14 protein-coding genes and 1 pseudogene are annotated in these 12199 nt (G+C 46.6%); 4 read left to right on the top strand and 11 right to left on the bottom strand.

Going from position 1 to position 12199, the window contains the following annotated elements; genetic code table 11:
* Window positions 1-160: 160 nt before the first annotated feature.
* From BLU12_RS10260 to BLU12_RS07500, 5 genes and pseudogenes are all read right to left on the bottom strand, one after another.
* Window positions 161-426 (bottom strand): annotated as a pseudogene (locus BLU12_RS10260) (aldehyde ferredoxin oxidoreductase C-terminal domain-containing protein).
* 66 nt (window positions 427-492) lie between these two features.
* Window positions 493-735, bottom strand: coding sequence for a MoaD/ThiS family protein (locus tag BLU12_RS07485; protein WP_009201903.1), 243 nt, complete (start codon window positions 733-735; stop codon window positions 493-495).
* A gap of 259 nt (window positions 736-994) precedes the next feature.
* Complete coding sequence (locus BLU12_RS07490; protein WP_040348296.1) at window positions 995-2734, bottom strand: aldehyde ferredoxin oxidoreductase family protein; 1740 nt, start codon at window positions 2732-2734, stop codon at window positions 995-997.
* A 180-nt stretch (window positions 2735-2914) separates the two neighbouring features.
* Window positions 2915-3304, bottom strand: a complete 390-nt coding sequence (locus BLU12_RS07495; RefSeq protein ID WP_091461764.1) for a MoaD/ThiS family protein — start codon at window positions 3302-3304, stop codon at window positions 2915-2917.
* Between the two features lie 370 nt (window positions 3305-3674).
* Complete coding sequence (locus BLU12_RS07500) at window positions 3675-4577, bottom strand: DMT family transporter (protein WP_091461766.1); 903 nt, start codon at window positions 4575-4577, stop codon at window positions 3675-3677.
* Window positions 4578-4713: 136 nt separating this feature from the next.
* Between BLU12_RS07500 and polX the strand changes: the two genes are divergently transcribed.
* From polX to BLU12_RS07515, 3 genes are read left to right on the top strand one after another with little or no spacing between them, the layout of a single operon-like run.
* Complete coding sequence (gene polX, locus BLU12_RS07505) at window positions 4714-6480, top strand: DNA polymerase/3'-5' exonuclease PolX (protein ID WP_234945548.1); 1767 nt, start codon at window positions 4714-4716, stop codon at window positions 6478-6480.
* Window positions 6470-6979 carry a PAS domain-containing protein gene (locus tag BLU12_RS07510; RefSeq protein ID WP_091461770.1) on the top strand — a complete coding sequence of 170 codons (510 nt, stop codon included), beginning with the start codon at window positions 6470-6472 and terminating at the stop codon, window positions 6977-6979. The genes polX and BLU12_RS07510 overlap by 11 nt, the downstream gene beginning before the upstream one ends.
* Window positions 6951-7223, top strand: coding sequence for an EAL domain-containing protein (locus BLU12_RS07515; protein ID WP_091461772.1), 273 nt, complete (start codon window positions 6951-6953; stop codon window positions 7221-7223). The genes BLU12_RS07510 and BLU12_RS07515 overlap by 29 nt, the downstream gene beginning before the upstream one ends.
* An 87-nt stretch (window positions 7224-7310) precedes the next feature.
* Here the strand turns inward: BLU12_RS07515 and BLU12_RS07520 are convergent, their stop codons facing one another.
* The 6 genes from BLU12_RS07520 to BLU12_RS07545 all read right to left on the bottom strand — a co-directional run bounded on the left by BLU12_RS07520 (window position 7311) and on the right by BLU12_RS07545 (window position 11108).
* Window positions 7311-7532 (bottom strand): trimethylamine--corrinoid methyltransferase, encoded by a 222-nt coding sequence (locus BLU12_RS07520; protein WP_091461774.1) that lies wholly within the window; start codon window positions 7530-7532, stop codon window positions 7311-7313.
* A gap of 255 nt (window positions 7533-7787) precedes the next feature.
* A complete protein-coding gene (locus BLU12_RS07525; protein ID WP_091461776.1) occupies window positions 7788-8147 on the bottom strand; it encodes a carboxymuconolactone decarboxylase family protein in 360 nt (119 codons plus the stop codon).
* Window positions 8148-8240: 93 nt separating this feature from the next.
* Window positions 8241-9521 (bottom strand): CCA tRNA nucleotidyltransferase, encoded by a 1281-nt coding sequence (locus BLU12_RS07530; protein WP_091461777.1) that lies wholly within the window; start codon window positions 9519-9521, stop codon window positions 8241-8243.
* Between the two features lie 57 nt (window positions 9522-9578).
* Entirely contained in the window at window positions 9579-9752 is a 174-nt protein-coding gene (locus BLU12_RS07535) for a DUF362 domain-containing protein (RefSeq protein WP_009201965.1), read from the bottom strand.
* Window positions 9753-9810: 58 nt separating this feature from the next.
* The gene (locus BLU12_RS07540; RefSeq protein WP_091461779.1) at window positions 9811-10824 is read right to left on the bottom strand and encodes an NAD(P)H-dependent glycerol-3-phosphate dehydrogenase; all 1014 of its coding nucleotides are present in this window, start codon (window positions 10822-10824) and stop codon (window positions 9811-9813) included.
* 8 nt (window positions 10825-10832) lie between these two features.
* Window positions 10833-11108 (bottom strand): acylphosphatase, encoded by a 276-nt coding sequence (locus tag BLU12_RS07545; protein ID WP_234945549.1) that lies wholly within the window; start codon window positions 11106-11108, stop codon window positions 10833-10835.
* Window positions 11109-11291: 183 nt separating this feature from the next.
* Between BLU12_RS07545 and proC the strand changes: the two genes are divergently transcribed.
* Window positions 11292-12119 carry a pyrroline-5-carboxylate reductase gene (gene proC, locus BLU12_RS07550; RefSeq protein WP_200778734.1) on the top strand — a complete coding sequence of 276 codons (828 nt, stop codon included), beginning with the start codon at window positions 11292-11294 and terminating at the stop codon, window positions 12117-12119.
* Window positions 12120-12199 lie beyond the last annotated feature (80 nt).

Genomic DNA, 12199 nt, shown 5'->3' on the forward strand with positions numbered 1-12199 from the left:
TATTTTCCTTGTCCATGTCAAACATACTATCGCATGTTATCCAAAAAAACTCAGGGAAGGAAGTCCCTTCCCTGAGTTTTTTCTTAGCAGATTTAAGTGTTATATAAAGCTAAAACTACAGCGAATATCTTGCTGCGATGTCAAGCAGCCCAAGGCTTTTTTAGCTTTTCCTTTGCAGGTATTCCCTCCTTGCTCTACCAAGCGCCAATTCTTCTCCAAAACCTCGTTTATAGCCCGTGTCTTCCGTCAGTTTCACTATCGCCTCAGCGTTTCCCCAATGCAGTGAAACACCTGCTTCTTTCTCCTTTATCAAACCTCTTTCCGCCGCTCCATCACACAACCTATAGTGCTTCCCATGGTTATAGGATCCATGCCAAGCTTATTGCAGATGAAGTTTGCCTTGGAGATGGCTTCCAGATTGTTCACTCCGCACTGCTCTCCGTAGGCCCAAACTGTTAATGAATACTATAATTTATTTCTCCTGTATTATACTTATCCTCCTCCTACAGGAGGAAAGATACTTACCATGTCACCATTCTTTAGGGAGTACCCCATATCTCGAAAGATATTATTAACAAATACAATTTTAATTTCTTCAACAGGAATGTTTAAACGATCGATAAGTTGGCCAACGGTAGCACCATCGGGCAGGTTGACCTGCATCGTTTCGCCCAATTGTAAGTCGGGAAAGAAGCGAAGTAATGTAGCAAATAATCGAACATGCACGGTTATCATCTATCTCCTCCTCTCTTTTAATCGGAGAATATTTTGTATTTAGGGCCTTAAAATATAAAGATAAAGACACAACAGCACAAACTACCACATAGGTTCAACAATGTATGACATAGTTTGCAATAACTAATTCAAAGACGTTACTGAGGTAAACAAAATTTATACCATCAACGCCAGCAATTAGGCGATGTGCTCATCTCGCTGGCGTTGATGGTAATTGAAATTATAGATCTATATTACACACTAGGTATCTACAAAGGCGTCATTCGCCAAAAACAGCGTCAAGCGTTTCGTCCGGTACGTCCCAAACTACGTTATGGGGAGGGAGCTTTTCGTACTTCATGAACTCCGGCAGACGATCATGAGCCCTGGTAAGGCCCGCAGCAGCATTGAATGCCCTCTCTGTATCGATGATCTCCCTGCCAATTTTCATGACATCTTCTGCAGTCCAGTTAGTGCCTAACACTCCATTACACTCTTCGATTAATCCCTCAAATCCACTAGGTATATCCAGGATAGCGAAGGCAATGAACAAGCAATGGCCGCTGGAATCAATGAAAGCGGTTGAGTGCTGGAAGTTGCGTACCAATTCCGCCTTGTCCTTGTCAAATTGATCTACTTTACCGCTAACCCCTAGAATCTCCGGTGCGATGGTATAGCCCGAGGTATGATCGGCACCCATCGTACTAACAGCAAAGGTCATACCAATCCCCTTGACAGCTCGAGGTTCATAGGCGGGCATGTTTTGCCCTTTAACGCTCGGCACACGCGTTACTCCGAAGACTTTGCCAGTTATTGCTGCCCCCTGGCCCAGAATACGACCCAGGGGCGTACCTTTGCTTATTTCCTCCATCAACTCGATGGCCCGTTCTTCATCGCCAAACTCAGCCAGGCCTGCCTCCATGGCTACAGCAATTGTACCACCGGCCTCAATAGTATCCAACCCAATGTCATTGCACATCCAAGTCAGCTTGCCAATGACGTCAAGATTGTCAATGCCACAATTTGCGCCAAAGGCCCAAGTGGTCTCATACTCTATGACTGATACCAACTCCGAACCATCTGGATTGGGGATGATGTTAGAGCACTGTATGACGCAGCCGGGGTGGCACGGATGACCCATTCTTCCTACGCCACCGCGCGTCTTGCAGTACTCAGCCATGGCCTCCCCAGAAATCTTAGCAGCTCCTTCAAAACGACCTTCTCTGAAGTTACGAGTGGGCAAACCCCCGGCCTCATTAAGGATGTTTACCAGAACAGCCGTGCCATAGGTGTTTAGACCACCACCGGGTTTAGTGACGTCATGGGTACGTAAGGCTTCTGTCAACTTTTTGCGGCCTATATCAAATAGCTTTGTGTTGGCAATCTCTACACCAGGTCCGCCCTGGTCATCTACAACGATAAATTTGAGGTGCTTTGAACCCATTACAGCACCCAATCCTCCACGACCGGAATATCTGCTGGGACGGTTGTCAATGTCGTTAAAGCATATACCAGCCATAGCCATTTTATACTCGCCAGCAACACCTATAGCGGAAATACTCACTTTCTCGCCAAAACGTTTAAAGAGATCAGGGAAGATCTCATACAAACCCTTACCAATATATTCATCTGCAGGGAAAAATTCGACCCCATCTTTCGTAATGTGCAACCCCCACCATTTGCCATCTTGTGGATAGCCTTCGACTACGAGGGCCTTGATCCCAAGTCTTGCTAACTTTTGTCCCCATGGCGTTCCGGCATTACTCTCTTTGATCCCACCGGTGAGAGGTGATTTTCCACCTACAGAGACACGACCAGATGTAGGTGCAATGGTGCCAGTCACGATACCTGGGGCAAAGATGAGCTTATTGTTGGGCCCCAGGGGATGGCATAACGGATCCACCTCATCAGATACTATGCCAGAAGTAAGCCACCGTCCCCCCATTAACCGGTACTTCTCCGGCACCTCCTCATGCTTAACCGACCGATCGCTCATATTTACTCGTAAAATTTTAGCCATGACACTCCAATCCTCCTTTTCGATTTAATCAAATTAACCCACTAACCTGTAATACAAAAACCTTATCACTTCATACACCACCTCCTATCTTTAATATTATTAATCGATCAATATAAGCCTAAGGTAAAATAAGCAATAACCGTTATCGCTTTCTCTTTTGATTAGGCTTCCCGTATGTCATCAGTGATTTCTTCGGAATTTACGCGCTGGTTCAATATATGCGTGATGTATATCTCCGCCTTCAAGAGACTTCATTGCCTCCTTTAGCTCAGGGCTAACTTCAGCCCCAAAGCGATATTGGAAAGGCCACATGCTCTTGGGTGAGAAAAAGGCGATTCGATCTCCATCATGTAACTCTCGATCTAGATCGGCTGACATTCCTGGCATGTTTGTTAGTTGTCCATTGATGAAGGTAATACCCCTCTCCTCTGAAGGTATACCCAGTCTTTTAAGCAGATCGCGTACCCTAGTTCCATCGGGCATCTTCCACCGAAGTTGAGCATAACTCCCTTTATCTTCTCCAGTATATTTCGCTAAACTACCATACAACCATATATCTAATTCGATCATTCATTTCTTCTCCATAATATTATTATACTACTTAGTTTCGATCTAACTAACAACACCGATTGACGCGGTTTTTAAGCAACTCCTTTCTTTTTTACCTCTGAAAATCTCCTACAAATATTTTACGCAATCTGAAACGACCGCGTCAAGTTTTTGTAGGATTCCGACCGCGTCAAGTTTTTGTAGGATTTTTAGGAACCACTCCCCATGTGTCCTAAAGGGCAACGTCTTTTAGGTAACTTTAAAAATCAAACCCGCCATGACATATGCCCTTTAAGGTCGTGTATAAGGGCGTTACCTTAAAAATATCCTACAAATATTTTACGCTATCTCTTAAAAACCGATATGTTGTCACTATATTAATGTATTTGAACTAAGACTCCTGTTTTCCTCTGTTTTCTCCTAAAGCAGCCAGAACAATTCCTGCCAATACCAGCGATCCGCCGAATATCGTAATGGGCATTATCGCCTCGCCCAACGCAAAGTAGGCCAAAATAGGGCTTACCACGGGCTCTCCCAACAGGGCGATTGCCACAAAACCTGCTGAAAAATATTTGAGGGACCAGTTGTAACTGCTGTGTCCGATGATCTGAGGAAAGAGAGCTAACCCCCAGAAACATAGCCACGTCTTTTTGGGATAACCGAAGAGGGGATAGCCAAGGCATATGATTAGGACGAACAAGATAACCGCTGCAGTGGAATAACAAATTGTTATATATGAAAGCAGAGACAGCTTTTGCCTAAGCCTGCGACCGAACAAAAGATAAAAGGCAGCGCACCAGCTTCCGGCTATGGCAAGAAAGTCCCCGTAAAGGGCTTTCCCCCCGAGAGCAAAATCACCTGCGCTTATCACAGCGCTCCCTATCACGCTGAAAGCCACTCCCAGCAGGGACATACCTCTTAGCCTGTCACTGCTCATGAAGGGCGTAAGCAGGGCAACCCAAATGGGGTTTGTATTGACCAGCACTACGCTACTTGCTACTGTAGTATAATCGAGCGAAGATATCCAAAAAGCAAAATGCAGGCTTAAAAAAGCACCTGAAGCAACTGCAACTTTTAGATCCTTTAACGTCAACGATTTTATCTCTTCTTTGGCGTAATGGTAGGCAAAGGGAAAGAGGAGAAGGCTGGCAAGCCCCACGCGATAGGCAGATATTACCAAAGCCGGCGCTTCCGCAAGACGGATGATTGTTGCTCCCGTCGATACGGCTATGACTCCCACTCCCAAGACCAGAAATGGCATGAATAATGGCAACGTACCTTTTTTATCTTTCATCAAAGCTCGGCCTCTAATTTAATAATTTGATAAATCTTACGGGTGCAGTCGATGCATGGAAATCTTTTGCATTTATAATATTACTAACTTTTCTATCGGACAACGAAACATGTTGTTAAAACAGGAGGTAAATAGGATGGAAGGGAATATCGACTCAAATGCCGTCGCGGAGATCTTTGAGCGTATAGCCCTCCTCTTGGAGATAAAGGGAGAGGATAGGTTCAAAATCAATGCATATAGACGCGTTGCCGAAAGTTTGAGAAACGAAACCAGAGACATATATGCACTATACAAAGAGGGAAGGTTAAAGGAAATTCCCGGGGTTGGAAAGGCCATAGAACAGAAAATCTGCGAACTTCTGGAAAGCGGGAAATTGGAATTTTACGAAAAATTAACGGAGGAAGTCCCCGATAAGCTGCTTTCCCTCTATGAAATACCGGAGATGGGTCCAAAGAGAATAAAAACGGTTCGGGAAATGCTCGGCATCGAAACGCCGGAGGAACTTGAAAGAGCGGCACGAGAGGGAAAACTCAAGGATTTGCCGGGTTTTGGACCGAAGGTCGAGCGAAAAATACTCGAAGGCATTAAGGCCTTTAAAGAAAAGCGTCTAAGCTCGAGATTTCCTCTGGGCGAGGCGTGGAAGTATTTACAGGTCATTTTAGATCACATGAAAAACTGCGAGGGCATAATTGCCATCTGCCCCGCCGGCTCATTGAGACGCATGAAAGAAACCGTGGGAGATTTGGACATTCTCGTCGCAGCCGAAGCCGAGGCATCGGAAAAAATTACGAATACTTTTACAAATCTAGGCATCATGGACGAGGTCATCTTATCGGGTCCGACGAAGACCAGTGTGAGGCTAAAAGGAGGGTTGCAGGCCGATTTGCGCATAGTTGAACCCGCAAGATGGGGAACGGCGCTGCAATACTTTACGGGAAGCCAGCAGCACAATATCTTATTGAGAGAGGCGGCCTTGAAAAAGAACTTGAGCTTGAGCGAATATGCGTTGACGGATACAATAAGCGGCGTAGAAATACTTTGCCCAAAAGAGGAAGACGTATACGGAAGGCTTGGGATGTCATGGATACCGCCTGAACTGAGAGAGGGAACCGCGGAAATCAAGCTTGCCCTGGAAAAGAAACTCCCAAAATTGATAGAGACAGAGGATATAAAGGGCGACCTTCAAATACACTCCAATTGGAGCGACGGAAAGAGGCCCTTAAAAGAGATGGTAGAGAAAGCATGCGAGCTTGGCCGAAGCTATATTCTGATAACCGATCATTCTCAGGGTTTGGGCGTAGCTAAGGGGCTTACTCCTGACAGACTTACACAACAGTGGCGCGAAATAGACGAGCTGAACGAAATGCTCGCAGATAAAATAGTGATACTTAAAGGAACGGAGGTAGAGGTAAAAGCTGACGGATCTTTAGACTATGACTATGAGCTTTTAAAGAGCTTCGATGTGGTAGTAGCTGCCGTCCACTCAAATTTGAGACAGGATAGAGATCAACTGACCGAGCGATATATAAGGGCGATCTCTCATCCCCTCGTTCACATCCTGGCTCACCCAACGGGCAGGCTTTTCGGATCAAGGGAGGAAGCGGAGGCGGATTGGGAGGAGATTTTCCAGACTGCCGCATCGACGGGAACTCTTCTTGAGATAAATGCCCACCCAAGCAGGCTCGATCTGTCGGAAAAAAGGATAAGGCAGGCTTTCAATCTGGGCTGTAAATTTGTGATAAGCACTGATGCCCACGATATATACGAGCAGGAATACATGTTCTTCGGGGTGGCCCAGGCAAGGCGGGCATGGCTAACCGTTGAAGACGTTGCAAATGCACAATCCTTGGATGCCTTTTTGGGGCTGATTAAAAAACGAAGCGGAGTTCATCATGAGCGATAAACTGAACAGTATAAATTCCGATTTCCACTTTCCCATGCTCGAGTTGATTGTTAATAACATCAAGGAGGGGGTCGTCGTCACCGATACGGGCGGGGTTATCCTTTGGGTAAATCCGGCATTTACGACAATTACCGGGTATTCCGCCGAAGAGGCCATCGGACAAAATCCAAGAATTTTAAAATCTGACTATCACGAATATTCATTCTACAAAAACCTCTGGGACTCAATTTTGACGGGTGGTTTCTGGGAACAGGAAATTTGGAACAGGCGCAAGTCCGGTGAAGTTTACCCGGAATTGCTTTCCATATATGCCTTAAAGGATCATCGTAACGTAACCAGATATTTCGTAAGCATTTTCACCGATCTGACCGATATGAAGGCAAAAGACCGGCAACTTCACAATTACCTTTACGTGGACCCTCTTACCGGCCTTTATAACAGGAATTATTTTTTGAAGGACCTGAAATTGGATGTCAGAATGGATCAGCCAAGGCATTGAGCTCGAAAAGCTTTCGATCAACGTATCGGCCTCGCAGTGCCACGACGAGACTTTCGTCGATAACATCGAAACCGACGAAAGGGACAGGGTTATCGTGAGGGGAATAGTAAAGGTCGGCGAAGTTATGGGCATGGAAGTAATAGCCGAGGGAGTGGAAAGGAAGGAACAGCTCGAAATATTAAGGAACTTGGGCATAAGATACCTTAAGGGTTACCTATACAGCCCTCCTCTGGAAAAAGGATGAATTTATCGCCTTTTGCACGTCAGGCAAAGTAAAGCTTTAAAAGCGAAGATGAATCGCTTTCTTTCTTCAAATGCCCGGCAGCTGCACTCAACTTCGATCGCAGAACTTGAATCTCAGCCTCCCTGCTCCGTCGGAAGCAAATAAGTAGTCGCCTTCCCGCGTTGGGGAGACCTCTTTTAAATGTTCTAATACCTCTTTATGGATCCAACATGTTATGTCATCCTCTCCCTCTACGACGAAGAGTATGAAATTTTCTCTATCCGCTTCATCGGGGCTGCCTATGAGGCCCGCCGGGCCTACATAAGCCATTCATCAGCCGGCTATATTGGTACGCATGGCGATCATGAAATGACCGCCCCGTTCTTTGACCATCTCCAGCCAATACTTCGAACTTATCTTGACTTTTTGCCTTTCTTGCAAGAATCTCCCTCCTGTTTTCTGGGCTTGCCTTGTCAACTTCCGTGACCCCTAGAAAGGATCGCCCTTCCCGATAGACTGGCAGCGAAGGGCGATCCAAAAAACGCTTGAAGATATGTTTTACGGCATCAAAGAAGCCTGAATTAGTTAAGACTTCTTCCCGAAGTCGCCGGCGAACTCCTTGATAGCTTCGTTTACCAAGGTGACGCTATGGCCTACAGCAGGGCCGCCTCCAAACTGCGAGGCAACCAGAGCAGCTTCCATGACTTCGTCGCCAGTAGCGCCGGCCTTAAGGGCATTATAGACGTGGGTGACAATGCAATATTTACAATTGGTGTATACTGCCACGGCAACGCATATCAGCTCTTTGGTCTTGAGATCCAAAGATCTTGGCGCCATCAGCTTACCCGTGAACTCTATAAAGGCCTCCACTTCCGGGCATTCACGGCCGATTTCTTTCACACCGCTTTCAAGCTCTTTCATGATTTCTCTGGGGTTCCAAGCCATCGCAACTCACCTCGCTTATATATTGTTTGCTGATAAAGAACCAATTATATTTTATCAAATATACTCGAAAATGTCTTACAGCTTCTCTTTAATTTAACTTTCATTTAATTTCTTTAGGTAATCAATAGCATCTTCCCGGCTTCTAATATCGCCCTTTGCCATCATCTGGTATATTTCAAATATGATACGCCCCACTTCAGGGCCTTCTTCGATTTTTAGTATATCCATGACATCTTTGCCAGATATCAACTTCTCATCGTCAGAAAGTTTAAAAAGACACGACAGGGCAATCTGTCGATTCTCTATCCATTTGGAATAATCTCTGTTGCTTGAACTTATATCTATATATGAAAGGAGGAAAAGTCCATCCAACCAGGCTTTGCCGTACTCAAGATAAAGACGGGGAATGCGCTTTGGAGCTGTCGAGACCAAAGGGACCATATGCCATCTCACCAAGGACGAAACGTTTTTCACGAAATAGGACGGCCATGCCCATTGACCCATTATCTCCCTGGCCAAAGCTCCCCCTTCCTTCTCATGACCTATGAATCGCAGCCTTTCTTCTTCCTCTTTCATCGTATAAGGTTTTGCTATGTCATGAAACAAAGCTGCCGCCCGCACATCACACCTTTTCGTGATCTTTTCGGCATATTTCAAACAGAGCCTGGTGTGTTCATAGACATCGCCTTCGGGATGAAATTGGGGATCCTGAGGAACTCCACGAAGTGCATAGACACAAGGAAGGGTTGAGGCCAGAAATCCGGTATCTTCCAAAAGCTTTAAGAACGTAAATGGGCTTCCTCTTAAGGCTTTGTAGATTTCTTTGCCTATTCGCTCAAGGGGAACGTCCTTAAAGAGCGATAAACTCTCCCTTACGGCATTCATAGAGGAGTGGGAAACTTCGAACTCCCTCAAAGTTGAGGCGAATCTGAACAACCTTATGCAGCGGACGGGGTCTTCTTCAATTCGCTCTCTCGGAGAGCCGGTAAAGCGAAGAACCTTATTTACAAGGTCTTCCATACCGCCAAAGGGGTCATAGAGATCTCCAAACCTATCTAGGGCCATGGCATTTATGGTGAAATCCCTTCGCGATAGGTCTTCTGACAGTACTTCACCTTGCAAAGGCGTTATCTCGACAGTCCACCCATCCTGAGGGATGACGAAGGTACATAGAGGATCACCGCCCACCTTTTTGGCCTCAGGAAAGAGGCTCGCTATATCCATGGGCTTTGCCGATGTCGCAATATCGACGTCGCCAAAGGGGGATCCCATAGCCAAATCCCTTACGGTTCCTCCTACTATGTAGGCCTCAAAACCGCATTTCTCGAAAAGGCGCAAAATATAGCACGATTTTGCCAGTTTATCTTTTGACATTTGTTTAACAAAAGGGGCCTAGTCGCCTAGGCCCCAAAATATTAGAACTCAACGATGCTACTGGGATATTGCCGATACCGGGCAGGTGGACACGCAGGCTCCACACTCTATGCAGGTATCGGGGTCCACTTTAGCTTTCCCGTCCTCAATGCTGATCGCCTCGGCCGGGCAAACGCCAACACATGCTTCACATCCTATACAGGTATCCCTATCAACTACCGCTTTTGCCATGAAAAATCCCTCCTATTTTTTGTTGAAGTTTCTTCAAAAGCTACAACCATGTCAAATTTTACATCCATTGCATAGCCGGGGGCAACTCGGGCTTTGGATCCCTCAACAGAAGGTTGCTCAATGCCTCATTGGGCGAAAGGCCCTCGTACAATATGGCGTACACCTCTTCGACGATAGGGAGTTCCACTCCCACCTGTTGTGCCATTTTCTTCAAAGCTTTAACGGTATAGATTCCCTCTGCGACTTGACCCAGTTCATCCGACGCTTCTTTCATGGATTTTCCCATGCCGATGGAAAAACCCAGGCGCATATTCCTCGAGTGGCCGCTGAAACAAGTAACGATCAAGTCTCCAACGCCTGCAAGGCCGGAAAGCGTCAGGGGATTAGCTCTCATCTTCGCTCCAAGCCGCATTATTTCGGCCAGCCCTCTGCTTACAAGAGCTGCCAAAGCATTATCTCCCAATTCCATGGCTTTTGCAATCCCGGCAGCGATGGCTATGACGTTTTTGACCGCCCCGCCGATCTCCACCCCTACGACATCGTTTGAAGTATAAACCCTGAAGGTGGGACGAGAAAAGACGTTTTGCCACATCTCGGCAGCCTCTACCCTCAAGGAAGCTACCACCACTGCCGTGGGAAAACCCCGGATTACCTCTTCGGCGTGGCTGGGGCCGGACAACACGGAATAGGAAACATCGCCCAAGACATTTTTTACTATTTCACTGACGGTAAATGCCGAATCTATTTCTATGCCCTTGGCAACGTTGCATATTTCAGGCCTTTGGGGTGCCATATTCCCAGAAAGTTCCGTCAAAAAGCCTCTTACGGCCTGAGTTGGGAGCGCCAAAACCCATTTCGGCGATTCAACTGCCTCGTCGATTTTGGAAGTAGCCGTTACATTTGAAGAGATTCTGTATCCTCTAAGATAATTCGGATTTTCGCCCAACAAATTTATAGCCCGGGCCTGATCGGACCTCCTGCACCATAGGACAACCCGATGTCCCAATTCCCCAAGCAAATTTGCCAAAGCCGTACCCCAACTGCCGGCGCCAAAGACCGTGATCTCTTCCATTTAATCGATCAACCTCTTATCTGAAAATTTTTACACTTCGGATCGGGGTCTTCGTAAACCATGATCGCATCTTTTACAATAGCGTGAGGGGGTCCTTTTCTGCACCAATCGATCATCTTCTCCACGTTCTCCGGCTCTCCCTGGATCACGACCTCAACCCTTCCATCGTCGAGATTTCTTATAAAACCGGAAACCATTAGTTCTTTCGCTTTAGCGGCTGCATAATACCTGAAGGCCACTCCCTGCACCCTTCCCGTAAGCCAAAGATGCGCCCTCACGAGCACGAAGGTCCCTCCTTTCCTCGACACTCTCTGTTATCTTACCATAGACGGACAGCGACTCAACTGGCAAAAAGTAGGTGCGCAAAGGAGATTTAGCTGTTATAATGGCGAGAAAAAATTCTTGATCGGGCTAACATAGACAATAATCCCTTTCAAGATGTACACAGACAGGAGGATAGGATCGCAATGGAAAGGGAAAAAGTAGCCATTATAGGTGCAGGAGTCATTGGTGGGGCTATAGCCTGCGCCATAAGCGATGATTTTCAGGTTACTGCCACTAGGCGCAAAATCGAGAGGTTGTCCCCTCTAGCCGAAAGGGGCATCAACATAACTTCCGACAACGATAAGGCGGTATCGGAAGCAGAGGTCGTCATCATATCAGTAAAGCCCTATCAGGTGATACCTCTCTTGAAAAATCTCTCTAACGGCCTCAAGGATAAGCTGGTGATCTCCTTCGCGGCATCCATAAACCTTGACTTGATGCAACGCGTAATTCCCGACTCTCGAGTGGTCAGGGCTATGACCAATATTGCCGTTCAGGTAAAGGAAGGATATACTGTATATTCTTGTGGGAAAAACGTAACCGACTCAGACAAGAACGTCATCACAAAAATCTTCGAGGACATGGGTGAATACGAAGAAGTGGACGAGCAGCACCTCGACGTTTTGACGGCTATGGCAGGCTCAAGCCCGGCCTATCTTTACACAGTAGTAGAAGCCATGATATACGGGGCACTTCAAGTGGGATTGCCAAGAGATCTCGCCCTAAGAGCTGCGGCATGGTCCGTCATAGGAGCTTCTCACCTTCTCTTGAGCTCCGGGAAACACCCTGCCGAGTTAAGAGATATGGTGGTGACGCCCGGGGGCGTCACCATAGATGCCATTTATGCACTTGAGGACGGCAAGGTGAGGACTGCCTTCATGAAGGCCATACGCGATGCTTCTCTTAAAGCACAGCGCCTTGCCCGAGACGCTTGCGACGAAGCGGAAAGGCAGTTGGGAAAAGAGAATTAAAAGCCAAACTTGGCCGTTAAATCTTCCTTAAGTTCCCTTAAAAAAGACTCTGCCCCCTTTGGGGGTTGGGTCTTTTTGCT

Source organism: Acetomicrobium thermoterrenum DSM 13490 (genome assembly GCF_900107215.1).
GTDB lineage: Bacteria > Synergistota > Synergistia > Synergistales > Acetomicrobiaceae > Acetomicrobium > Acetomicrobium thermoterrenum.

Bases quoted from the DNA above. Each gene is read 5' to 3' on its own strand.
- BLU12_RS07485 (WP_009201903.1), bottom strand. From the start codon at position 735: ATGATAACCGTGCATGTTCGATTATTTGCTACATTACTTCGCTTCTTT.
- BLU12_RS07490 (WP_040348296.1), bottom strand. From the start codon at position 2,734: ATGGCTAAAATTTTACGAGTAAATATGAGCGATCGGTCGGTTAAGCAT.
- BLU12_RS07495 (WP_091461764.1), bottom strand. From the start codon at position 3,304: ATGATCGAATTAGATATATGGTTGTATGGTAGTTTAGCGAAATATACT.
- BLU12_RS07500 (WP_091461766.1), bottom strand. From the start codon at position 4,577: ATGAAAGATAAAAAAGGTACGTTGCCATTATTCATGCCATTTCTGGTC.
- polX (WP_234945548.1), top strand. From the start codon at position 4,714: ATGGAAGGGAATATCGACTCAAATGCCGTCGCGGAGATCTTTGAGCGT.
- BLU12_RS07510 (WP_091461770.1), top strand. From the start codon at position 6,470: ATGAGCGATAAACTGAACAGTATAAATTCCGATTTCCACTTTCCCATG.
- BLU12_RS07515 (WP_091461772.1), top strand. From the start codon at position 6,951: ATGTCAGAATGGATCAGCCAAGGCATTGAGCTCGAAAAGCTTTCGATC.
- BLU12_RS07520 (WP_091461774.1), bottom strand. From the start codon at position 7,532: ATGGCTTATGTAGGCCCGGCGGGCCTCATAGGCAGCCCCGATGAAGCG.
- BLU12_RS07525 (WP_091461776.1), bottom strand. From the start codon at position 8,147: ATGGCTTGGAACCCCAGAGAAATCATGAAAGAGCTTGAAAGCGGTGTG.
- BLU12_RS07530 (WP_091461777.1), bottom strand. From the start codon at position 9,521: ATGTCAAAAGATAAACTGGCAAAATCGTGCTATATTTTGCGCCTTTTC.
- BLU12_RS07535 (WP_009201965.1), bottom strand. From the start codon at position 9,752: ATGGCAAAAGCGGTAGTTGATAGGGATACCTGTATAGGATGTGAAGCA.
- BLU12_RS07540 (WP_091461779.1), bottom strand. From the start codon at position 10,824: ATGGAAGAGATCACGGTCTTTGGCGCCGGCAGTTGGGGTACGGCTTTG.
- proC (WP_200778734.1), top strand. From the start codon at position 11,292: ATGGAAAGGGAAAAAGTAGCCATTATAGGTGCAGGAGTCATTGGTGGG.